Genomic DNA, 24693 nt, shown 5'->3' on the forward strand with positions numbered 1-24693 from the left:
CATCGCAAAGTTCGTCAATCACCGCAGCGACCTCTGCACTTGGCAGTATCTGCTATTTATTGCGGGTTTGCACTGAACACAGGTTTATGTGGTGCGTAGGTTTAATACACATCGCGCAGGTAACGTTTATCCATATTTAATTTACGGATGTAGTTGACGGTTTCTGCTTCATCGAATTTGCCGTATTGCTGGATAATGTCGCGCAGCGCCTGATCTACATCTTTGGCCATACGGCTGGCATCGCCGCATACGCAAAAATATGCGCCCTGCTCTAACCATTTCCACAATTCTGCAGCGCGTTCACGCATGCGGTCTTGTACGTAAACTTTTTGTGTTTGATCGCGCGAAAACGCGAGGCTTAATTCATTTAGCACACCGTCTTTTTGGAATTGCTGGATTTCATCCTGATAATAAAAATCGGTGGCGGCGTGCTGCTCGCCAAAGAACAACCAGTTTTTTCCGGCATCACCACGCGCTTGGCGCTCTTGTAAAAAACCACGGAAAGGTGCGATACCGGTGCCCGGGCCGACCATGATTAACGGGGTATCGCCATTGTCCGGCACGTGAAAATGTTTGCTTGGTTGAACGAAAATAGGCACATCAATATTGGCGGCACGATCCGCAAGGAAAGTAGAAGCAACTCCTTTGCGGATTTTTTTGCTATCGCGGAAGCGTGTGTAACGCACAGCAGATACCGTTAAATCAATACGGTTCGGCTGCGCTTTGGGGCTGGAGGCGATGGAATATAAACGCGGCTGGATGCGTTTTAATACGGCGAGCAACTCTTCCGCATTCGCGCGCACAGGAAATTCTTGCAAAATATCGACAAGCTGGCGGCCGTAAAGCCAATCCTGCAATTCCTTTTTATGTTCCGCATCCAACAAGGTTTTTAATTCTTTGCTATTGGCACGCTCGGCAATGAATTGCAGCGCTTCCAAACTCGGGCGACAGATTTCGTAGTTGTCGATCAGTGCGTGATGCAAGGGTTTTTCATGCGTATCCACCACTACTGGTGCATCGGCATTGATATTTAATGCCTGCTCCAATTCGTACACATAATTCGAGCAATTTTTTGGCCACACACCAAGTGCATCGCCCGCCTCATAGGTGATACCGGAATTACCCAAGTCAAATCCGAATTGGCGAACATCTTTTCCTGAGCCTTCACCACTTAAACGGTTATTCACTGTCAAGCGCGCAGCATAGGGATTCGCTTTGGTAAAACCGGATACAGCAGATGTAGTAGACCCAGATGTGGTAGACATAGACGATGAAGTACTCGCAGAATCACGTGTAGAACCGTTGGCGGCTCCCAGTGTGACAATATGCGGAGCCAAATGTTCTTTCAGCTTAGCAAACCATTCACTCGCCGGGGCTTCAAAATCGGTATCGCAATCGGCACGCTCTACCAATGCGGTTGCGCCCAACACTTGCAAGCGCGCAAATAATTTTTTGCCGTGGCCACAGAATTGGTCGTAATTGGAATCGCCCAGCGCGAGCAATGCAAAGTGCAATTGGTTTAATACCGGTGCGGAATCACTATTTAATTGATTCCAAAAATCGCCGCCGTTATCGGGCGCATCGCCATCACCAAAGGTGCTGGTAACAAACACCGCATACTTATCCTGCGCGAGTTTATCGACTGAATAGTCATTCATGGATTGGACATTCACCGCCCACCCCTGCGCCGACAATTGCGAGGCAAATTGTTGTGCGAGGTTTTCAGCATTGCCAGTTTGCGATGCCCATAAGAGCGTGAATGCCGGTTTATTTGCAGCAGGTACAGCACTCACCCCCATGGGCAATACACGCGAAAACATTCCCGCGAGTAAACCATTTACCCACGCGCGATATTCAGCGCTTATAGGTGCATCGGCAGGCAATGCAGGCACCGCCTGAATTAACGCTGCGCTCGTCTGCAAGCCACCCACAAATCCGGACAGGTAATGCTTTTCATCCAGGGAAAACGATGGCGCAACTACGTCTGTCACACCGATTTTTTCAGCAAACATATTGATCAAACTCGCAGCAGTCGCCTCAGCGATGGGCGCAAAGGCAACCGCTGCAGGCAATTCATAATCGTAATCGTGAGCGTCGGAATATTCGGCAGAGTGCATTGCAGGGTCAGCAAGATTTTCTTCTGCAAACACTTCAACGCGCGTGAGTGCAACCGCGGCGACTTTTAATTCCGGCTGCTGTGATATGGCATCGACTTTGTCGCTGGTAACGGCGTTGATGCACAGGTTATCGCCATAGACATCATTCCAATGAATCGGTGCAAAACAGCAACCGGGCAATACGCGATCCGTGACTAGCGCAGGCAATATGGCGTAACCGCGACGCGAGCGAATTTCTACTTTGTCTTTATTTTTGATGCCCAACTCCACGGCATCTTGCGGATTGATTTCCACAAAGGTGCCTGGATTTAATTTATTGAGCGTGGGAATTTTTCCGGTTTTGGTGAGCGTGTGCCATTGGTGTTGCACGCGGCCAGTGTTGAGCACCATGGGGAATTCGGCATCGGGCATTTCTGCCGGATTTACATGGGGGCGCGCATGGAAAATCGCCTTGCCGGATTCGGTGGCGAATTGCAGCAGCGGCTTGCTGCCATCGCTGTGGATTTTCAACGGCTGGTTGATGCCAGTATTTAAATAGCGGATCGGATTGCGTGTGGATTCATCATTAGCGCACGGCCACTGCAAAGGTACTTTGCGCAAACGTTCGTAGCTCACGCCGCGCAAATCGTATCCGGTTTTGGGGTTGTAACTTTGTTTGATCTCATCAAAAACGTCGGATGCGGAATTAAAATTAAATCCTTCACTAAAACCCATTTCACACGCAACACGCGCGACAATTTCCCAATCCGCCATCGCCTCACCCGGTGGTGAAACTGCTTCTTGCATCAGGGTGATATTGCGCTCGGAATTGATCATCACGCCTTCCGCTTCGGCCCACAACGCACCGGGCAATAACACATCGGCATAGCGATTAGTTTCGGTATCGAGGAAAGCATCTTGCGCAATCACCAGCTCCGCTTTTTGCAAAGCCTCAATCACTATTTTGCGATTGGGAACTGAGGCAACCGGATTGGTGCAAATAATCCAGCAGGCTTTAATATCACCAGCAGCCATGCGCTCAAACATATCCACCGTACCTTTTCCTACCTTGGTACTAATGGAACCCTGCGGAATGCCCCACAGGTTTTCAATAAAATCGCGGTCTTGCTCAACCACCAACGCGCGCTGGCCGGGAAGCCCCGGCCCCATGTAGCCCATCTCGCGCCCGCCCATGGCATTGGGTTGGCCCGTCAGTGAAAAAGGCCCGCTGCCCAAGCGGCAAATTTTTCCGGTCGCCAAATGCAAATTGCAAATTGCGTTGGTGTTCCAGGTGCCGTGCGTGCTTTGGTTTAACCCCATGGTCCAGCAGGTCATAAACTCGGGCGCAGCGCCAATCATGTCGGCAGCCTTGATAATCGATTCAACCGAAAGCCCGGTTATTTCGCTGACATTTTCCGGTGTGTAGTCGGCTAAAAATTCCGGAAAACTTTCCCAGCCTTGGGTGTATTTTTGAATAAATTCGGCATCGGTTTTGCCATTGTTGTGCAGCAAAAATAACAGGCCGTTTAAGAGCGCAAGATCAGTGCCGGGTTTGATGGGCAAGAACAGATCGGCTTTGTCGGCCGTGGTGGTACGGCGCGGGTCGGCGACAATTAATTTTGCACCGGCTTTGACGCGATCCATCATGCGTAAATACAAAATCGGATGGCAGTCGGCCATGTTCGCGCCGATCACAAAAAACAAATCGGTGTGATCAAAATCCTGATAGGAGCCGGGTGGCGCATCGGAGCCTAACGACAATTTATAGCCCGCACCCACACTCGCCATACACAAGCGCGAATTGGATTCGATGTTATTGGTGCGCACAAAACCCTTGCAGAGTTTGTTGACCAGATACTGCGATTCGATGGACATCTGCCCGGAAACATAAAAGCTGAGCGCGTCGGGGCCGTATTGGTCGAGGATTTCACGCAGGCGTTTGGCGGTGTAACTGATCGCCTGTGCCATAGGGGTTTTCACCGGATCGCGCTGACGTTCACTGCGCACAAACGCAGATTCCATCCGGCCGGAATTGGCAAGCGCTTGGGCGCTGGTTTGGCCCTTGGTGCACAGGCGGCCGAAGTTGGACGGATGGTTTTTATCGCCGGTGACCTTGATAACGTTTTTACCGTCAGTTTCCAGCACCATGCCGCAACCAACACCGCAGTAAGGGCACACTGTGCGAACCGATTTATTTTCTGTTTTTGGAAGGGATTCAGACATAGGCTTGCAACTCCTCAATGTGAGGGGTTTAGCAATGCCTATGCCAGTGACCAGCGGTGATGATTTTTTTGTTGGCAGGCACTATGACCACCGAAAAAACAATCACCAACTATTTGATTTATATAAACATTATTTGTAGCGCAAAAAATGGAAGAGGGCTTATACGAGACCCAACCCGTCACTCATCCGAAATTTTTGCCCTGCTTGAACGCAATTTTTAAGCGCGCGGGCATGGATATGTTTTTTAATGGTGCAGCGCTGCAAAGCAGCCTAACAACACCTACTTGACCACCCCGCAAAAACGCACCAAATAAAAGCAAAATCAGGTCTTGAACTGGCCTACCAGCTGCTGCAATTCCACCCCCACCCTGGCCAAGGCCTCACCCGATTCCTGGGAGCGTGCCGCGTATTGGCTGGCCGACTCGGTTGCATCGGCAATCGCATGCATGCTTTGGTTGATAGTCTCAATCACCTGTGTCTGCTCTTCAGCTGCGGTGGCGATTTGCAGGCCTCGTTGGTTAATGGTGCTGACCTGTTGGTCTATGGCACTGAGCGCATCGGAAGTGGCGCACACCATCTGCACTGAAACATCACCCTTGACCAGACTGCGTTTGATCGATTCGCTGGCATTGCTGGTGCTGTTTTGCAGGCACTGGATCATTTGCTGGATTTCCTCAGTAGAAGCCTGGGTACGCGCAGCCAAGGCGCGCACTTCGTCGGCGACCACCGCAAAACCGCGCCCCTGCTCCCCGGCGCGCGCCGCTTCAATAGAGGCGTTGAGCGCAAGCAGGTTGGTCTGTTCGGCAATACCGCGGATCACATCCAACACAGCGCCAATGCCGTTCACATCCTGCTGCAACTGCTGCAAGCCATCGGTATTGAGCTTCACCTCGGTAGAGAGCGCTTGAATGTTATCAATCGATTTACTCACGGTTGATTGGGCATTTTTAGTCGTGCTTTCAGCAACCGTGGCAGCGGAGGCTGCTTCTTGGGTGCTGCGTGCCACTTCCACCGCAGAGGCCGCCATTTCATTGATCGCACTCGCCACCTGCAGGGTTTGCTCGCGCTGCTTGTCGAGGGTGAGATGGGTGGCGCTAGTGTCTTGGGATACCTGCTGGCCGATGTTGGCCACCTGCAAGGTGAGCTGTTGAATGCGCTGGATCATGCTATGGATGGAGTCCACAAAACTGTTGAAAGCGCTGATCACTGCGCCAATCTCATCGTTGCTGGTGCGCGTGAGGCGGCGGGTCAAATCACCTCCACCACGGGCAATCTGCTCCAGACTGTGCACGAGGCTATCGAGCGGAGCGAAGGTTTTGTTGGCGATATATACGGAAAGAAGCGCAATTGCCGCAAGCAACACCAGCGCTAACGCAAATACCCACATGAGGGTGGCGGCGATGTGCTCATCTGCAATGGCCCGTGCGCCCGCAACCGCTTCATCAATACTGTCGATATAAAAGCCGGTGCCCAGCATCAGGTTCCATTTATCCAGCCAAATGGCGTAGCTGAGTTTGGGATAAGCCGTATCGCCCTGCCCCAAACGGGGAAAATGGTAGGTCACAAAGCCGCCGCCGGCCTGCCCTTGCTTGACCAGCTCATTGATCAGGAAGACCCCGTTCACGTCTTTATAGTCGCGGAAACTGTCGCCAATACGTGCACTATCGCTGCCGGAAAACACCCGCACTGAGCTGCCATCATAGCCAAAGAAGTAACCATCCTTGCCGTACTTGAGCTGTTTGAGCACGGCAATCGCCTGCTCTTTTTGCACGGAATCGCCACTGGGTGCTGCATCGTACAGCGGCTTAATGAGGGAGCTGGCGATATCCAGTGAATTGCGCAGTTCAGTTTTATGCGCGTTGAGCAGAGTATCGCGCAGTATGGTCATATCTTTATCAACAATCGTCTGCATACGGACACTGACCAACAACAGGAGCACCACCAGAATGGCAATGCCCGGTACCAACCCCAGCAGGATTAGTTTGTGTTTCATTGACATGGATCCCATGTGCGCCCTCCTTTAATAGTATTTATTGTGAGTTATGTAGTGGCTTTGATATATCATATTTTTATTATGACTAATTGTAATCGCTGACAGACGAACGACCAGTTAATCAGACGAAAAGTTCTAAAGTCGTCTATATTCAGAGACATAGTTATAACCATCGATTACGCAAGTGACGCCTGAATGAGCATCGACCCACACATTGAACAACTACTCAAACGACTGATCGTGCCCAATCAGGATCTGGCACAGCTGGGTTTTTGTGGCGGAAATAAAGAGTCTCATGTAAAAGCCTGGCTGCAAACCTTACCCCTGACCCAGGCGCAACAAGTCAGCGGCGCACTCTATGGGGCGATACATGAAGTCAGCCGCGTGCGTATGGGCAGTGAGCAACGCCTGGCGATCCTTGAGTTGTTGCGGGTGCCAATCCACCAAACACTCAATGGCCTCGCACTCAAGTATTTGAATCAACCCTTGATACTGCCAGAAGCGGCAATGAAAACGGCTACGGTTGCCCAGGCGATCCAAAAGCACTTTCTGAACGGCTACCTGATGCTGGTGCGCGAGCTGTGCAGCGCCCCCGCTCTAAAAGACAAGCAGGAATTACAGGCACTGGTTATCCATAGGGCGATGACGGCCATCGGCTTGTTAATGTTGCGCTCTTACCAACTCTATTTGCCCATTGCCAGTCAGCTGTGGTCCGAGCTACATGCCTTATATCAACTTGCCTGTTTGCTGGGTGTTGAACAGCTTCCGGTGGAAGACCGGTTGCCACATCACCAGGGGCTGAAAACCATCCATGTGGTGTATTTACGCAGCTTGTTATTGGCCACTGCCCGCCCCAACCAGTTGCGTCAGGATGAGATCGAAAACACCTATAATCTGCTGGAACAATTAGCGCCCTTTGCGGAACTGGTTGACTACGATGCAGCGGGCAAGGAAAACCTGTTTGTGGTGTTGACCGACAGCAATCGTCCGCCTTTTTATAAATCCCACTGGCGTCCGGCCAGTAACCCCGGCGCACAACAACCGGGTGAAATCCGCACCAGCCATCTGGTCAGCAAACTGCAAGACCAACAAAAGGTCGGCACAGAGCCTGCTGATAGCCATACCGGGCAGCACAATCATCTAAACCTCTCGGCAGCGCTGACCAAACATCTGGCACAAGTCTGGAGCCATTTGGCACTGCGCAGCTTTGAGCGGCAGGATGTCAGCGCCGAAATTGAAGTGACCGTCGGCCTGACCAATATTCATTTTTATTTGGCGGGCGAGCAGCCCTTCAATATTTTCCTCAACCAAAGCTCGGCAATTAGCGGCATACCGGAAAAAGGCGCGCTCTACCAAAAGCGCGGCGTCCAACTCAAACCCGATAAAACCAAAAAAGAAGATGACCCCTGGGGCGATGCCTTTGATATTACCGGTACCGCACTGGATGGCCGCGTCTTGCCCACATTCAACATTGAAAAGAAGATCAAATCCCGGGAGGTTGAGAGCTATCAGGGGCAGCATCCGATTTACACGGTGCCGCTGATGGATCGCAGCGCAGGTGGCTACGGCCTGGAATGGCGCAACGAAATACCAGTACAGGTACGCGCCGGAGAACTGCTCGGGCTGCGTGAATACGGGCGCAACAAATGGTCTATCGGCGTGGTGCGCTGGGCACATCAAATCAAGGGCGCAACGCAGTTGGGTATTCAGGTACTTGCACCACAGGCGCTGCCCGTGGGCTTGGCCGTTGTACACAAGACCGGGGGGTTTGCAGAGTATTTGCGCGCATTACAAATTCCTGAGCTGCGCGCCATCAACCAGCCCCCCAGCCTGATTACTAATGCCATCTCATTCCATGAATACAGCAAAGCGCGGCTTTATGCACAAGCACAACCGGGGGTCAGTTACGAGGGCGATAAATCCATCCAATTAACCCAACGGCTATTTGCCACTGGTTCTTTCAGCCAGTTTGGCTTCCGTGAGTTGGCAACTGCCAAACCTGAAACCAAATCCAGCAAGGACGATTTTGATTCAGTCTGGGAGTAATTTAGGCAGCTACTTGTGAACCAGGGCACAAAACCCTCGACCAGATCGCATAAATGGTATGACAAGTTGAGTGAACCTTGGGATTCAGTAATATAACCCGCATCCGGCTCTGTTGATCAAACCGCCACGCCAACGCAAGCAGTTGGCGACGCAAGGCTGGCTCTTTTGGATTACTGGCAGGTTTTGGGGTCTCATCAGCACATAAATTGACTAAAAAGTTGATGTAAACCCACTCCAAACCCTGTGTAAACGGACTCATATGCAAAAAAACGCGCTATAGTCAAAAACACCAAGCGCAGACTATCGCCTTAGCCAATTAGAAGATATATGACCACCACCGAAACAATCCGCCTTTTGATTCTCAACAACCAGCGCTCGGAGGCCGAGCGGCTGATTAGTATGTTGCATGCGTCCGGCCACCCTTGCCGCGCACAACATGTCGAAAGCGAAGAGGCACTGGTAAAACTCCTGCAAGAACAAAGCTGGGATTTGTTAATTGGCCATAACAACACCACTGCGCCAACACCCCAAACCGCTATCAAGCAAATCCGCCGCCTGAATAAAGATGTCCCCGTTATCCTTCTCTATGAAGAAGATGAAGACGAAAGCCCTTTTGCTGTTGTAGAAGGTCTGCGCATGGGCGCAACCGATGTGATTAATCTGGACGATGACCAGCATTTGCTGCTGGTGATTGACCGCGAGCTGGCTAACCGTGAACAGCGTCAGGCGCGCCGCAACACTGACCGTCGCTTTCGCGAGGCAGAGCGCCGCAGCCAGCAATTGCTCGATAGCTCACGCGATGCCATCGCGTTTATTCAGGACGGACTTTATCTCTACGCCAACGAATCCTTTGCCGAGCTGTTTGGCTATGAAGACAGGGATGATATTGAAGCCATGCCGATCATGGACATGGTGGCCAAAAGCGATCAGGTGCGCCTGAAAAACTTTTTGAAAGATTTCACCTTCAAAGGCGAAGAAGCAGAATCCAGTTCGCTGAGTTTTACCGGCATCACCCAGGAGGGCGAAGAAACCCACATTGATCTGGAAGTGTCGCTGGTCACCTATGATGAAGAGCCGTGCATACAATTCCTTGCGCGCGCCGCCGCAACGATCATCGCCAACCCCAACAACGAAGAACTGGAAGCGCAGCTCAAACAAATTAAATGGCAGGATTTGGTCACCGGCGTTTACAACCGCCAGTATCTGATCAACCAGCTTGACCACATCATCGATACCGTTGATGAAAAGCACTATTACTGTTTGTTTTATATTGAGTTGGATAATTTCAGCGAGCGTGTGAAAAATACCTTTGGTGTTGCCGGTGCCGATTTGGCATTGATTGATATAGCGACGCTCTTACGCGCCAAAGTAAATACCAGCGATACTATTGCCCGCTTGGGCGATTCCACCTTCGCCATTATCGCGCCCAATGTAAAAGCTGATGCAGCGGTCAACCGCGCACAGCAGATTTGCAAAGATCTGGAAGCGCATATCATCGATATCGATCACAAAACCCTGCAGATCACCTGCAGCATTGGTATTTCACTGATTAACGAAAATACCACCAGCACTAACACAGTGATCGAACAAGCGCGCGCTGCGATGGAAAAGGTGCTCAGCACAGAAGGCAACAGTGCACAATTGTTCGAGCCGGATGCCCCCAAAATCGATCTGAAAGTTGATATCACCAGCGCCATCCAACATGCGCTGGACAATGACCGCTTCCGTTTATTGTTCCAACCCATTATCAGCTTGCGCGGTTCTGACGAAGAATATTACGAAGTCTATTTGCGCATGGTGGATGAAAACGGCAACGAAATTTCACCCAACCACTTTTTGGAAGCCGCGGCCAATATGAGCGCCGCCACCAAGATCGACCGCTGGGTGATTTTGGAATCGATAAAAATGTTGTCGCAGCATCGCGCCAAAGGCAACAAAACCAAGTTGATTGTCAACATTGGCCGCCAGTCGCTGTGCGATGAATCACTCGTGCCCTGGTTAGGTGTTGCCTTCAAAGCCGCAAAACTCAGCGCCGATTCAATAGTGTTCCAGGCCCAGGAAATTGATGTCACTAATCACCTGAATGCAGCCAAGCACTTTGCAGAGGGATTGGAGAAAATGAAAACGCATTTTGCGATCAGCAACTTTGGCTGCTCACTTAATCCGTTCAATACGCTGACCCACGTTCCCGCCAACATGATTAAAATTGATGGCTCTTTCACTACCGATATCCAAAACAATAATGAAAGCCCGGAAACACTGATCCAGCTTATTGAAAAATTGAACGGTGAAAGCAAAATCACCCTTGTTCCCTTTGTGGAAAATGCCAGTGTACTTTCCACCTTATGGCAAGCCGGTGCGCATTATATTCAGGGGCATTATTTGCAAGAGCCAAGCCATGGTATGAATTACGATTTCAATATGGAAACCTAAGGCATTAATGGACAGACATCTAAGGTTTTAATAGACAGTAACCTAATGTCTTAGCAAGCAAAACTGAAATCATTACATCCAAAAAAACAAAAGCCGTATTGGACATCCAATACGGCTTTTTAATTGGCGTGCGTTTTAAATTAATTAGACAACACACTGTCGCGCTCGCGGAAACCTAACAGATACAAAATCGCATCCAAGCCCAAATTAGAGATTGCATGTTCGGCCGATGCTTTCACCAAGGGTTTTGCACGAAAGGCGACGCCCAAACCAGCGACGCTCAACATCGGCAAATCGTTGGCACCATCGCCCACGGCGATGACTTGCTCTAACGTAATGCCTTCCTGTTTTGCCAACATCGCCAATAACTCTGCTTTGCGCTGGCCATCGACAACAATGCCTTTTACTTCGCCAGTGACCTTGCCATCGACAATATCCAACTCATTGGCATAGACATAATCAATACCGAGTTTGGTTTGCAGATAGCGGCCAAAATAATTAAATCCGCCTGACAAAATCGCCGTCTTGTAACCAAGTTTCTTGAGCGATGAAATTAATTTCTCTGCGCCTTCGGTGATACACAATTGCGCCGCAATACCTTCCAACACCGATTCATCCAAACCTTTAAGCAACGCCATGCGCCGCGCAAAACTTTGTTTGAAATCCAATTCACCGCGCATCGCCAGTTCGGTAATTTCCGAGACCTGATCGCCCACACCGGCAGCTTTGGCCAGCTCATCAATTACTTCGGCTTCAATCAAGGTGGAATCCATATCGAAACACACCAAGCGGCGGTTGCGGCGATACACCGTATCGCGCTGGAAAGCGACATCGATATTCAAACGCGCGGACAGCTCCATAAAATCAGCGCGCAAGGCAACTAAATCCGCTGGCGCACCGCGCACCGAAAATTCAACGCACGCACTGCCTTTGTGTTCGTCGCCCGCATCCAATTCCGCAAGTGACACGCGGCCAGACAAACGGCTTATGCTGTCGATATTCAACCCATGCTTGGAGGTGATAGAAGTCAGTTCGGCAATCATGTCGGCATCTATCTGGCGCGCCAGAAGGGTCACGATGTGGCGAGTCTTGCCTTGCTGTTCTGTCCAGTGTTCGTAGCTTTCAGCCGTAACAGTTTGGAAACGCACTTGAATACCCAATGGCTGGGTCGCCTGTTGGATTTGCTCCAGCAATTGCGCGCGCGCATCGGCCTCTATGCGCAGTTCAACCAAAATGCCAAGCGCGAGGGTATCGTGGATCACCGCTTGTCCAATATCGAGTACGCGCGCGCCGCAACGGGACAACACATGGGTGATGGCAAGGGTAACGCCGGGTTGATCCTGACCTGAGGCGTTAATCAATAAAAGTTCGTTCACAGTTTTCTCTCATGACCGGACATAACCGGATCAAAATGGGACTAAGCCAACAAAATAGGACTAAGCCAGCAAAACGGGGCTGAGCCAGATAGAATATGGGTGCGTTTGCGCAAAGACGCGCATTCTAGCGGAATTAACGGCTGTCCACAGCAGCTTCTCATGGCTGATTCTTAACACTCACACGGGTTGGATGGCGACCAAGCGCGGCTTAGCGCCACCAAAGAACTTAGGCTAGAATGCAATTCCACACGACAACCGCCAGCAACCACAACTGCAGCGGATTGCAACGACTGACTCTGGCAGGAACTGGGGTTACATCATGAACGCACAACAAGGGCACGGATCTAACAAACAATGGCATTGATCAAAACCTACCGCACTTATCCGCAGCTGACACTCTGCAGCCTGCTGCTTATCGCATTGGGCGCATTTGGCGCTTGGGCTTATCTTCACAACAGCGAGCAAAACCAGCGCGAACAAATCGAACACTATGGTCAGGTACTGGCCAACAGCGCTGCACGTCAGGCCGTTAATGCGACCCTGCAACAGGATCTGGTCAGCTTGCAGGCAATTCTGCTGGAAGTGGGGCAATACCCTAATGTGATCGGCACGACTATCCACAGCGTGGAAAATAAATTGCTGGTACAAAATGGTTTCAAACCCAATCAGGTAATTAAAGGTCGCCGCTACGATTTTTCTGCGCCGATTGCGCTGCACAATAACGTTGCCGGTTATCTGGAAGTAACGCTGGATGTACCGCGCTTCAGTGAGCGCGATTACCGCTTTTTTATGTTGTGGATGGCCGCGATATTTTCATCGCTACTCGTGATTTGGTGGTCAATCCAACGCCAGTGGTGGTCGCAGTTAAAAGATAAATTACCCACCACCAGCGAGATAGTAACCGCAGTGGTAGAAAAAATGCCCACCATTGCCGAAGCCCCCGAACCAGAGCCCGAATTGCCCAAGGAAGTTTCTGTACGCTTGAGTCTGGATATTGTGAATATGGGCAAGTTGTACCAACAATTAAACAGTGAAAGCTTCGCCAATGTTTTGCGTCGTTTTGAAAAACAATTGCAGGGCGTACTCAACTTATACAGCGGCCAGCGGCAAATGTTATCGGGCGAAACCCTGATTATCGATTTCACCGGCGAAGCATTTTACGAATGCAGTTTCCGCGCGGTGTGCGCTGCGCAATTATTGCAAAACCTCACTACCAAAAACCCCAGCCCACGTTTGCATTTAGCTGCCGCCGTGCATGAATTGTCTGCCCCCATCAGCTCAAATAAATCACTGCTGAAAGATTTTGTGGTGCAGCACAACAATCATTTAAAACCCGACAAAGGCGAAATTTTAATTAGCCAGCGTTTGATTGATAACGATCTGCAAGAGCACTTGGACATCGTCAACGACAGCGGCAAATTAATCGGTTTAAAAGCACCTTATGCTTCGCTTCTTGCCAAGCAAGAAGAGCAGCTGGTGAATGCGGCGGCGGGAATATAAAACACAGGGGCATACGCTGTGAAGGATGACCAATGAATAACGCACTTTGCCCTACAGTAAAAATTGAACATTTATTAGTGCGTAAAACGCAGCAAGTTGTTCTGAACGACATAAACCTGAACGTTTATCCGGGGCAAGTGATTGGTATTTTGGGCCACAACGGCTCCGGAAAAACGACACTGATGGAAACCATGCTGGGTTTCAGCGAAGCGACCTCCGGCTCGGTGAAATTATGGGGTGTCGATGCTGTTCAATTGTCGGCAACAGAAAAACACAAAATAGCCTATGTGCCCCAGCAAGATGATTTTCCGGAGAACATGTCGGTTAAAGACTCGATAACTTTATACAGCTCCTTTTACCCGCAATGGGATCATGAATTAACAGCCCAACTGTTGGCTAGCTGGGGAATCGAACAAAATAAAAAAATAAACCAATTATCCGGTGGGCAAAAACAAAAATTATCCATTGTCCATGCATTGGCGATATCGCCAGAATTAATTGTGTTGGACGAACCTGTCGCCAGCCTTGACCCCATTGCCCGTTCGTTATTTTTACAACAGCTCATCAAACATGTATCAGTTCAGCATCGTGCACTGATTATTTCGTCGCATATAGTGGCCGACCTGGAAGGTTTTATTAACACACTGTGGTTATTAAAAGGCGGTAAAGTGCAATGGCAAGGCCCTGTTGAAAAAGCCGCACAAGCATTTGGTTTGCCGGACACCGCCAGTTTAGAGCAGGTATATCGCAAGGCGATGCAAGCATGAAAATGCGTGCAATTTCTACTTGGCTTTCGTGTTGGGTACTGTACAAAGGCTTTTTTAATGTGGTGCCAGGGCAAAAAGGACTAGTTGCTATTGGGCTTTTGCTCATGGCGTTAGGATACATGCAGTCCGGAACTCACCATGCAGAATTATTTACCATGGCAGGCACTGCTTTTGTAGCAGGATTCACACTACTATTTGCAGGCCCTCACTTTCGCCAGCTTGCCAGTTTTAGACGGCACGCACTAATCCCACACTTTAGAAAACATCTCATCATTAGCTACTTGCTCGCGTTAATTTCACTTTCTTTATTTACGCTCATTGGAATAACGCTACTGGATAATCAAAATCCAACATTACTACCATCACTTGGAAATATCCCAACAGGTCTACTCAGTTTATCACTCTCAGCCACGGTGATTATCATTAGCCTATTCGGTTTCTTACCGGGATATTTGCGTTATCCCGCTTGGTTATTATTAATTGTCGGCACTATTAATATCCCCACATTGGGAGAAGTATCACTGCGACTATTTTTGTACACCGTGATTGGTGTTTCTATTACGAGCCTGTTTTGCTTTATGTATTTCATGCTCAACATTAACAATCCGAATTTCTACAACAAAAAAGCAATCTCTTTAACAAAATATCTACCCGGTTTGAATGGTAGTTTTCAAGAGCGCGGTGTAACTGCCATCGGCAGTATTTTACTGGGCATATCCGACGGTAATAGTTCCCGTTTTATTCGCGCGCTTTTTACTGTTTTTTTGCTCCCCGTCGCATTAGCTTGCACAGCGCTACTAACCGAAAAATATTCCGCAGAACAACTCTTCCAAAATCCTTTATTCATCCTCATGGGCTTGATAATGGGGGCATTGCTACAGATTCACTTTGCCTTTAGCGTTGGAACCAGAAAACGGTTTATTTGGTTAAGGGCGGGTGGCAACCGCCAACAGATCAACACCGTTGCGCAAAAAGTATTGGCTAGGGAGCGATGGGTGATGGCGCTGTGTTTTGGATTATGGTGCATTCCTGCCGTCGTCATTTTTCCATCAACTGCTGTATGGCTATTGGGAGTCGCCATGCTCCTATGGATCATGATACTCCTGCTTGAGCACATTATTCTCACGCTAAAACACCAACTGAGTCAGCGAGCAGAGTTTTATATGCTGCTGATGTTTATTGGAATAGTGATTGGTTTTATTGCTTCAGCCCATGTCCATCAACAACCCACAATACTGTGGTGGGGTGTCGCTACCCTATTTCTGTTTTATGCAGGGAGCCTTCTTTACCGCTGGTGGGGATCTATAGGTCTTAAAGAAAGATATTAATAAAGTCAAAAGCTGGATTCCCGCCAGCGGGAATGACGATAATCTCGCGCACTCACTGTCACACACCTGCAACATTTCCATCACATAACCGTCACCGATTAGTCATAGCCTTGCAGTATCCCCCATCGCAAGGTTGTGACTGCCATGCTTAATATCGAACAATCCATCACTACCAAATTTCCCGGGTTTACCCAGCAATCGCCCATTGTGCGCAACTCAACGCTCAGCATTTTGCGCAAGCTCACTCACGAGAAAGAAATCAATGCATTCTTGCGCGAGCACGAAGGTAATCGCGGTATTGATTTTATTGACCGGATTTTTGAGTACTTTAATTTCAGTTACAGCATTTCCCAACGCGAGCGCAATAATATTCCTGCACAAGGGCGGGTGATTATTATCGCTAACCACCCAATTGGTTCTCTCGATGGTTTGGCCTTGGTGCGCTTGGTAAGCGAAGTGCGCAAGGATGTCAAAATCATCGCAAACGATATGCTCATGGCGTTTGAGCCGCTGCACGACTTGTTGTTGCCGCTCGATAATATGACCCGCGCCGCTTACAAACAAAGTTACAAAAACATCCTGCAAGCACTCAATAACGACGAAGCGATTATTATTTTTCCTGCGGGGGAAGTATCGCGCGCGAGCCCTACCGGTATTAAAGATGGCAAATGGCAGGCAGGATTTCTGCATTTTGCGCGCAAAACCAAAGCACCACTGTTGCCGATATTTGTCTCTGCCAAAAATTCCATGCTGTTTTACAGCGCCTCTATGATTTTTAAACCGCTGGCGACAGCCCTGCTCGCCCACGAAATGTTCAACAAGCGCTCGGCAGAAATTAAATTCCGTGTAGGCGAGTTAATTCCATACCACGCGCTTGAATCTGACCAGCTCGCTGATAAAGCGTTAATCAAACGCCTGAAGAAACACGTTTATAAAATCGGTAAAGGCAACGCCTCCAAAAAAAATCGTACGCCTGTGTTTGTGACGGAAAAAACCATCGCCCATCCGGAAGACCGTGCAGCACTGAAAAAAGAATTAAAGACAGCGCAAGTGATTGGTAACACACGCGACAACCATGTGATTTATTTGTGCGATTATAACCAGCACCCTGTTGTGCTGCGCGAAATTGGCCGCTTGCGCGAGCAAACATTCCGCTTGGTTGGTGAAGGCACAGGCAGCCGCCGCGATCTGGATAAATACGACCACTACTATCGCCACCTGGTATTGTGGGACGAAGAAAAACTGTGCATTGCCGGCGCATACCGTTTAGGTGAAGCGCACAAACTCATCAAAAAGAAAGGTGCCAATGCGCTCTACACGGCCGAGTTATTTGATTTTAATCCGTCGCTCACACCTTATCTGGAACAGGGGTTGGAATTAGGACGCAGTTTTGTACACCCGGATTATTGGGGCAAAGCCAGTCTTGATTATTTATGGCAAGGATTGGGCGCTTATTTATCGCACCACCCACAAGTTCGTTTTGTATTTGGCCCGGTCAGCATGAGTGCACACTATCCAAAAGTGTTGCGCGATTTATTGGTGTTTTATTACGAGCGCTACTACTCAGTAAAAAACATCAATGATGAGAGTCTCGCGGAAGGCAAACACCCGCACGAAATAGAAGAAGATATGCTAATTGAATTGCAAAACCGCTTTGCCAAGTTAGACAGCGAACAAGGTTTTGATGTTCTGCAAGAGGAATTTAAAAAGCACGACTGCAAAATTCCCGTGCTATTTAAGCAATACGCAGGCTTATATGAAGAAGGCGGCTACCATTTGCTCGGCTTCAGTGTGGATTCTGAATTTGGCAACTGTGTAGATGGCTTGTTTATGGGCGATTTAAGTTGCATGAAAGCCGCCAAACGCGCGCGCTATTTTTCTGCACCGGATCAATCAAAAGCCACTGAAAAATCACTCGGCTGAAACCAATAGCGTACATTTTTTTCATCGGCAAAATCGGGCAGGTAATGATTAGGCACGACCAGCAAGCGCTTGACCACTGTTGCCTGCAGTGGAAAAGCGCGGCGAGTATGTTCATGCTGCTGCATATAGGCCAACAATTCGCCATCATCAATCATTTTTTCCAAACCATCCTTTAACCATTGCGCCAACGTTTTATTGCGCGGATGCACATAAAAATACGCGGCGAATGGGTAATGCAGCATTAAGGGTTCATACACCATTAGCTCTGGATAAATATCGGCGCGATTGGCCAACTCAATTTTCCCCTGATGAAAACCGCGCGGATAATAATCACAGCGCCCCGCCACCAACAATTTAAATAAACTTTCGTAATTGACGCTGGTGACTAAGGGTAGCTTGGCCGCGCGCATTATTTCAGTATCGCTCCACTGCGCACCCTGGCACGCTTTAAATTTGCGCAGATCAGCAAGCGTGTTGATCGCATCAAATTCGGCCATACGTGATTTGCGAATGATAAACTGGCGATATCCCAGCAAACCGCGCTCAAGCGGGATAGGCACTACCAGCAAATCGCGTGCACGCTCCTTGCTGCCGCCCAACCAAAGAATATCAATGCGCCCGGCCCTAAGCTCGCGCACCATGCGTTCTTCTGCCATCTCAATAGTTTTGACTAATGGCGGTACTGCGCGACCATTCGCCGCTTTGTGCAACGCTTTTTGTAGCAGCCCGGAAAAATAAAGATAGGCAGGGCCATCAACTGTATGCGGTCTGGAAATACGCAATTCGGTCAGCTCTTCAGCTGAAAGCGTTAGTGGCAACAGCAAGAGCAGCCCGCAAATTCCGACAAGCCAGGATTTCATAACATGATCCGCAGTATTGACAGTGGTGATGCAATATCGCCTTCACACTGTTCATTATTATCAAGAGTTGCAATCGTCAGGAAAGTATAGGTTAATCCGTGCCAATCACCGGAACATTTCCCTAAAAAGACAGAGCAACTTATGCATATCCATATTCTCGGTATTTGCGGCACCTTTATGGGCAGCCTTGCACAACTCGCCAAAGAACTTGGCCACCGCGTCACCGGCAGCGATGCCAATGTTTACCCCCCCATGAGTACACAACTTGAGCAGGCAGGTATTGAGTTGATACAAGGGTTTGACCCTGCCTATTTACAGCCACCCCATATGTCCACACCGCCGGATTTGGTCATCATCGGCAACGCCATGAGCCGCGGTAACCCGAGCGTGGAATATGTTCTTGATAAAGGCATCCCCTACACTTCTGGCCCGCAGTGGCTGCGCGACCATGTGTTGCAAGGCAAATGGGTATTGGCGGTTGCAGGCACGCACGGCAAAACCACAACCTCTTCAATGCTCGCGTGGATTTTGCAATACGCCGGTATGGAACCGGGTTATTTGATTGGCGGCGTAACCAAAAATTTCCCCACCTCTGCACGCTTGGGCGGCACGCCGTTTTTTGTAGTGGAAGCCGATGAATACGACAGCGCCTTTTTTGACAAGCGCTCCAAATTTGTTCACTACAATGCGCGCACAGTGATTTTAAATAATCTCGAATTTGATCATGCCGATATTTTCCCCGACCTCGCCGCTATCCAAAAACAATTTCATCATTTGGTACGCACCGTCCCCAACAATGGTTTATTAATTTCACCGGTCAATGACAAAGCACTCGCTGAAGTTATCCAACAAGGCTGCTGGACACCGCAACAGCAATTTGCGGTGATTGATAACGAAAAAAGTGAGCAAGAAAATACTGCCGAATGGCAAGCAAAGTTATTGGCAGCAGACGGTTCATCATTCGCTGTATTGCATAATGGTGAAGAGGTTGCGCAAGTACATTGGGCACAAACCGGCATCCACAATGTCAATAACGGACTCGCCGCAATAATTGCCGCACGCCATGTTGGTGTAACACCGGAACACGGCGCAAAAGCACTTGAGCAATTTGCCGGTGTTAAACGGCGCATGGAATGTTTGGCCGATGTGCACAGCATTAAGGTCTACGACGACTTTGCCCATCACCCCACCGCAATTAAAACCACCCTCGCCGGTTTACGCGCAAAAGTCGGCGACCAAAAAATTATCGCCATCATCGAACCCCGCTCCAACACCATGCGCATGGGTGTACATAAAAACGCACTCAACCAAAGCGTAACCGATGCGGACGATGTTCTGTGGTATCAACCAGCAAACGTAGATTGGGCAATGGATGAAGTCGTCAACAAAAGCCCCGTCCCTGCAAAACTCTTGCGCGATTTGGACGAATTAATTCACTGCGCGATTTCACTCAGCGAAGCCAATACGCATATTGTGATTATGAGTAATGGCGGATTTGGCGAGGTGCATCAGAAGTTGATTGAACAGTTGACGAAGCATGCATTGTAATTAAATTTCAATTCGTAGGGTGGGTGGAGCGTGAGCGATACCCACAGAACAATTCAATACATAACTGGAAATGATATGAAGGAAAAAGAAACTACATTGCTTGGAAAGTTAGGTTATGGATTGAAATATACACTAGCAATAGCTATTGCAATTCTAGCGATATGCGCCGCGTGCTTTATTTTCATAAATATCACCACATATTTCGCCCCGCCATTACAACCTATGTTTGATCAAGAGCGACTTGGCCAACTTGGGGATTTCTTGGGAGGGACATTGAATCCAATTTTTGGGTTTGCGACTGTTTGTCTTTTACTCTGGTCAGTGTTTATTCAGCGGAGAGAGCTTTCACTTACAAGAGATGAATTAAAAAAATCAAGTGAAGCACTGTCAGGCCAATTAACACAAAATCGAGATGAAAGTGCCAGACTGCAATTGACCGAGCTATTATTAAGAGAACTTAACCAACATGAAAAATTATTTAATGAGACATTTGGTGAGAGCGAAGATGATAAGACATCTGGGCTATACCGCATTTATGGACACAAATCTTTGGCCGAAATTGCAGAATATGCAACCACTGATGAAATAGCCGAAACATTGCATGACGCATATATTAATCATGACCCATCCAGAGCTGTCGAAACGCCACAAGAAGAATTTATGTCGATTATTTGGCTTAGAATTTTTAATGTGTCAAACACATTAGAGCGAATTATTAATATTTCCGAAGACTTACTCAAGGTTTGTCATGTAGCGCAAATTAAAAAATACTGGTTTGGCAGAATACATGAAGTAGTTATGAACAGCAGACAAGCAGGCGTAATGGATATAGAAAATGAAAAAGAACTCATATCAAGACTTCAAGCAGTTCTATCATGACCAATAGAAAACCAGCTGTATACCTTAGCCTAATAACTTTTAGGCAATATCATTAACGAGAAAAACGCTTTAAAGTAAAAAGTCCACCTACAAAGCCAAAAATAAAACCCGCAATTAAAAATAGATTAAAATTCCGTTGCTGGTCAGCTTCTGAAGCATACAGTTGAATAGAGAATTGGTTTAACAACATACCCAGCGCCAACATCAGCAGCAAGCAAACACTCATGCCAACGCAAAATCCGATAATAAACAATGCGGTTTTACGCATCACACCACCTCAAAAAAGCGAATTTTTTTGGCTTTTCGAAAATCAGACCAGAAGCCGGGAACAACAATGTTGAACCTCACTCTTAGCCAAGATCCCAATCCAGTCAATCCGTGTCCATCCCAAATATCTATATGATCGCCACCCGCCCCGCCAGTGGCAGCATAATAATCCTCAAAACAAATAACGCCTTTTTTATCTGAAATTTTATTGCGCCAATTATCACCCGTTATATTGATAGACTTTTTGATTTTGAGAACTGCCCCACCATCTAACCAATCAGCAAGTTCTTTAGCAGCAAGAACATGATCCTGATCTTTATGAACCCAGCATTTTCGTGCTGATGAAAAACTGCTAAAACTGATACCAGATTTTTTCATTGCATAGCTTAGTTTTATGGCGCACTGGTTTTTAAAAAGAAGTTCATCCTTGTCATTTTTTGCATCGCAAGGAAAGCTAGACGGGTAATTAGAACGAAGAATTGCAAAGAAAGACATAAGATTTCCTTTTATATGTCAGAGTGAAGACAATGAAACTGCTTGGTGATTTTATAGCTTGAAACTACCAGAGTTCTCAAACTGCATCATATTTATGTAATCAAGCTAGAACTGCTGTGAGAATCGTACAGCTTGAGCTGTAAAACCTGCACATTACACAAAAACCACCCACTCCCTTCAATTACCGCTCATCCCCCTATATCATTAACACTTCTGCAAAAAGATCGGTCATTACCAGCAACAGCGCCAAAGAGCCTGATTTAAAACCCGTTGTTTATTTTTAACAGAGAGCTTTTGCCATGAAAATTGCATTAATGAACGAATTCAGCCAAGCCGCTAAAAACGCGATTGTGTTGCAACAGTTGAATGAGGTTGCGGCCGTACAAAACCACAGCGTATTTAACGTGGGTATGTGCGATGACAATGACCATTACCTGACTTACATTCATTTGGGCGTAATGGCCAGTTTGCTGCTTAATTCCAAAGCCGTTGATTTTGTGGTGAGTGGCTGCGGTACTGGCCAAGGGGCGATGATGTCGCTCAATGCTCACCCGGGTGTATTCTGCGGTTACTGCATAGAACCTACCGATGCCTATTTGTTTGCGCAGGTGAATAACGGCAATGCTTTAGCACTGCCCTTTGCCAAGGGTTTTGGTTGGGGTGCTGAACTGAATATCCGCACTATTTTTGAAAAAGCATTTACCGGTGTGCGCGGACAAGGTTATCCGGCCGAGCGCCGTGAATCGCAAGTGCGCAATGCGGGAATTCTTACCAATATTAAAATCGCCACTGCAAAAAATTATCTGGATGGGCTGCGCGCCATTGATCCGGAAATTGTGAAAACAGCGGTCACTGGCGAGCGCTTCCAGGCGTGCTTTTTTGAAAACTGTCAGGACGACAGCATCCGTGCATTTGTGAACGACGTATTAGGAAAATAAATTCCTCTGCAAACCTCCCCCTTTGTAAAAGGGGGAGCGAGGGGGATTCTCTTTTTCTGTAAACATATCCACCACAATCCGAGGCGCATGACATGACTCAATTAAAACCACGCTCAGTGACTCTCGCAATTACCGGCGCATCGGGTGCACAGTATGGATTGCGTTTACTGCAGTGTTTGCTCGCAGCAGATTGCAAAGTATTTTTGATGATTTCCAGCGCCGCTGAAGTGGTGATACGCACCGAAACCGATTTGGATTTGCCACGTGATTTGGAAGACCAGCAGGCAATGCTGTGCGATATGTTTGATGCCGATGAAGAACAATTGCAATTGCTCGCCAAAGACGATTGGTTTGCCGCAGTGGCATCGGGCTCAAGCTCGCCCAGCTCAATGGTGATTTGTCCTGCAAGTGGCGGCACCCTATCGGCCATTGCCCACGGTGCCAGCAATAATTTAATTGAACGCGCAGCAGATGTCGCACTGAAAGAGCGGCGCAAATTAATTGTAGTGCCGCGTGAGACTCCCTACTCTGAAATACATTTGGAAAACATGCTCAAGCTTACGCAGATGGGTGTAGTAGTATTGCCCGCGAGTCCCGGCTTTTATATGCAACCGCAATCAGTTGAAGAGCTGGTGGATTTTATTGTCGCGCGCATTTTGGATCAGCTCGGTGTACCCCAAGATTTAATGCCGCGCTGGGGCGAAGACTAATATCATGATTAATTTACCCAAAAAAGTCCGCATTGTTGAAGTTGGCCCGCGCGATGGCTTACAAAATGAAAAGCAAGCGATTCCCACTGCAGCCAAAATTCAACTGATAGAAAATCTTGTCGATGCTGGATTGAATTACATCGAGGCCGGTAGTTTTGTAAACCCGAAATGGGTACCGCAAATGGCCGATAGCGGCGAGGTGTTTTCGGGTATCGCGCGCAAACCGCATGTAACTTACGCAGCACTCACTCCGAACTTACAAGGTTATGAGCGCGCCGTTGCGGTGGGTGCAAATGAAGTAGCCATATTTGCAGCGGCATCAGAAGCCTTTAGCCAAAAAAATATTAACTGCTCTATTGCAGAAAGCATTGCGCGTTTTGAAGCGCTGATTAACACAGCAAAAGCACAACACATTCCTGTGCGCGGTTATATTTCCTGCGTACTTGGCTGCCCCTATTCAGGCGAAGTTGATGCAAATCAGGTTGCCTGCATCGCAAACGAATTGCTCGCGCTGGGTTGCTATGAAATTTCACTCGGCGATACTATTGGCGTAGGTACAGCGGGGCAGACAAAAAAATTAATTGAAGCCGTCGCGCGCAATATTCCCATCGACAAAATTGCCGCCCACATGCACGACACCTACGGTCAGGCACTCGTCAATATTTATGCTGCGTTGGAAATGGGCGTAAGCGTGATCGATTCCTCTGTTGCAGGCTTAGGTGGCTGCCCCTATGCAGCAGGTGCAACCGGCAATGTCGCCACTGAGGATTTGGTTTATTTATTAAACGGCCTCGGCATTGAACACGGAGTTGATTTGGATAAATTAATCAATGCAGGCAACACGATTAGTGCGATATTAAACAAATCGACCAATTCAAAAGTCGCAAAGGCTAAAAGCAAATCCCTCTAGCCTCCTTTTCCAAAGGGGGATTTACATCCTGCATTTGGAAAAGAGAGGGTTGGGGAGGGATTAAAATATCGAGGTAAAAATGACAAACGAGCTCGAGCAACAAATTAATTTGGAAACTGCACAAATCCGCTGGCATGAGCTGCAACGCTTTTTTGCCAGCGGCAATGCCATTGCTGTAGACCCCAGCCTGGATTTAACTCACGTCGCAGCCCAAATCGTTGCAGATAACGCCACACAAATTAAAGAATGGATGGATGTAAGCTTGGTTGATGCGGTAAAAGATACGCAAGCACAGCAATGGTACGAACAGGATGCGCTGGTGTGGGCAGTAGTGATAAAACCTTGGGTATTGGTACAACCCATTATTCAATAACACGTGGCGGTTTCGGATAATAAGTGCA

The 24693-nt window shown here is 48.3% G+C and carries 18 protein-coding genes; 12 read left to right on the top strand and 6 right to left on the bottom strand.

Annotation, left to right across the window (positions count from 1 at the left end):
• Positions 1–101 precede the first annotated feature (101 nt).
• Complete coding sequence (locus B2739_RS04110; protein WP_331344600.1) at positions 102–4319, bottom strand: bifunctional nitrate reductase/sulfite reductase flavoprotein subunit alpha; 4218 nt, start codon at positions 4317–4319, stop codon at positions 102–104.
• 322 nt (positions 4320–4641) lie between these two features.
• Entirely contained in the window at positions 4642–6312 is a 1671-nt protein-coding gene (locus B2739_RS04115; protein ID WP_331344601.1) for a methyl-accepting chemotaxis protein, read from the bottom strand.
• A 195-nt stretch (positions 6313–6507) separates the two neighbouring features.
• Between B2739_RS04115 and B2739_RS04120 the strand changes: the two genes are divergently transcribed.
• Together B2739_RS04120 and B2739_RS04125 are read left to right on the top strand one after the other, a co-directional pair.
• Positions 6508–8358, top strand: a complete 1851-nt coding sequence (locus B2739_RS04120; protein ID WP_331344602.1) for a hypothetical protein — start codon at positions 6508–6510, stop codon at positions 8356–8358.
• Between the two features lie 327 nt (positions 8359–8685).
• Positions 8686–10791, top strand: a complete 2106-nt coding sequence (locus B2739_RS04125) for an EAL domain-containing response regulator (RefSeq protein WP_331344603.1) — start codon at positions 8686–8688, stop codon at positions 10789–10791.
• Between the two features lie 140 nt (positions 10792–10931).
• Here B2739_RS04125 and serB read toward each other — a convergent pair whose 3' ends face one another.
• Positions 10932–12167: a phosphoserine phosphatase SerB gene (gene serB, locus B2739_RS04130; protein ID WP_331344604.1), complete on the bottom strand. Its 1236-nt coding sequence runs from the start codon at positions 12165–12167 to the stop codon at positions 10932–10934.
• Between the two features lie 354 nt (positions 12168–12521).
• Here serB and B2739_RS04135 point away from each other — a divergent pair, with 354 nt between their 5' ends.
• From B2739_RS04135 to B2739_RS04150, 4 genes are all read left to right on the top strand, one after another.
• Entirely contained in the window at positions 12522–13667 is a 1146-nt protein-coding gene (locus B2739_RS04135) for a hypothetical protein (RefSeq protein WP_331344605.1), read from the top strand.
• Between the two features lie 32 nt (positions 13668–13699).
• On the top strand, positions 13700–14434 hold the full coding sequence (locus B2739_RS04140; RefSeq protein WP_331344606.1) for an ABC transporter ATP-binding protein: 735 nt from the start codon (positions 13700–13702) through the stop codon (positions 14432–14434).
• Positions 14431–15762 (top strand): hypothetical protein, encoded by a 1332-nt coding sequence (locus B2739_RS04145; RefSeq protein WP_331344607.1) that lies wholly within the window; start codon positions 14431–14433, stop codon positions 15760–15762. The genes B2739_RS04140 and B2739_RS04145 overlap by 4 nt, the downstream gene beginning before the upstream one ends.
• A 144-nt stretch (positions 15763–15906) precedes the next feature.
• Entirely contained in the window at positions 15907–17685 is a 1779-nt protein-coding gene (locus tag B2739_RS04150; RefSeq protein WP_331344608.1) for a lysophospholipid acyltransferase family protein, read from the top strand.
• Here the strand turns inward: B2739_RS04150 and B2739_RS04155 are convergent.
• Positions 17652–18545: a hypothetical protein gene (locus tag B2739_RS04155; RefSeq protein ID WP_331344609.1), complete on the bottom strand. Its 894-nt coding sequence runs from the start codon at positions 18543–18545 to the stop codon at positions 17652–17654. The two genes, B2739_RS04150 and B2739_RS04155, sit on opposite strands and share 34 nt — an antisense overlap.
• Positions 18546–18686: 141 nt before the next feature.
• On the opposite strand from B2739_RS04155, the gene mpl reads away from it, so the two are divergent.
• Together mpl and B2739_RS04165 are read left to right on the top strand one after the other, a co-directional pair.
• A complete protein-coding gene (gene mpl, locus B2739_RS04160) occupies positions 18687–20093 on the top strand; it encodes a UDP-N-acetylmuramate:L-alanyl-gamma-D-glutamyl-meso-diaminopimelate ligase (RefSeq protein ID WP_331344610.1) in 1407 nt (468 codons plus the stop codon).
• A gap of 30 nt (positions 20094–20123) precedes the next feature.
• On the top strand, positions 20124–20972 hold the full coding sequence (locus tag B2739_RS04165) for a hypothetical protein (RefSeq protein WP_331344611.1): 849 nt from the start codon (positions 20124–20126) through the stop codon (positions 20970–20972).
• A gap of 52 nt (positions 20973–21024) precedes the next feature.
• On the opposite strand, the gene B2739_RS04170 is transcribed toward B2739_RS04165, so the two are convergent.
• Both B2739_RS04170 and B2739_RS04175 read right to left on the bottom strand, forming a co-directional pair.
• On the bottom strand, positions 21025–21240 hold the full coding sequence (locus B2739_RS04170; protein WP_331344612.1) for a hypothetical protein: 216 nt from the start codon (positions 21238–21240) through the stop codon (positions 21025–21027).
• The gene (locus B2739_RS04175; protein WP_331344613.1) at positions 21240–21734 is read right to left on the bottom strand and encodes a T6SS effector amidase Tae4 family protein; all 495 of its coding nucleotides are present in this window, start codon (positions 21732–21734) and stop codon (positions 21240–21242) included. The genes B2739_RS04170 and B2739_RS04175 overlap by 1 nt, the downstream gene beginning before the upstream one ends.
• A gap of 299 nt (positions 21735–22033) precedes the next feature.
• Between B2739_RS04175 and B2739_RS04180 the strand changes: the two genes are divergently transcribed.
• The 4 genes from B2739_RS04180 to B2739_RS04195 all read left to right on the top strand — a co-directional run bounded on the left by B2739_RS04180 (position 22034) and on the right by B2739_RS04195 (position 24665).
• Positions 22034–22672 carry an RpiB/LacA/LacB family sugar-phosphate isomerase gene (locus B2739_RS04180; RefSeq protein WP_331344614.1) on the top strand — a complete coding sequence of 213 codons (639 nt, stop codon included), beginning with the start codon at positions 22034–22036 and terminating at the stop codon, positions 22670–22672.
• Positions 22673–22764: 92 nt separating this feature from the next.
• Entirely contained in the window at positions 22765–23382 is a 618-nt protein-coding gene (locus B2739_RS04185) for a flavin prenyltransferase UbiX (RefSeq protein WP_049630689.1), read from the top strand.
• A 7-nt stretch (positions 23383–23389) separates the two neighbouring features.
• Entirely contained in the window at positions 23390–24292 is a 903-nt protein-coding gene (locus B2739_RS04190) for a hydroxymethylglutaryl-CoA lyase (protein WP_331344625.1), read from the top strand.
• Between the two features lie 79 nt (positions 24293–24371).
• Complete coding sequence (locus B2739_RS04195; RefSeq protein ID WP_331344615.1) at positions 24372–24665, top strand: DUF2288 domain-containing protein; 294 nt, start codon at positions 24372–24374, stop codon at positions 24663–24665.
• Positions 24666–24693 lie beyond the last annotated feature (28 nt).

This window comes from Cellvibrio sp. UBA7661 (genome assembly GCA_002483365.1).
Taxonomy (GTDB): Bacteria; Pseudomonadota; Gammaproteobacteria; order Pseudomonadales; family Cellvibrionaceae; genus Cellvibrio.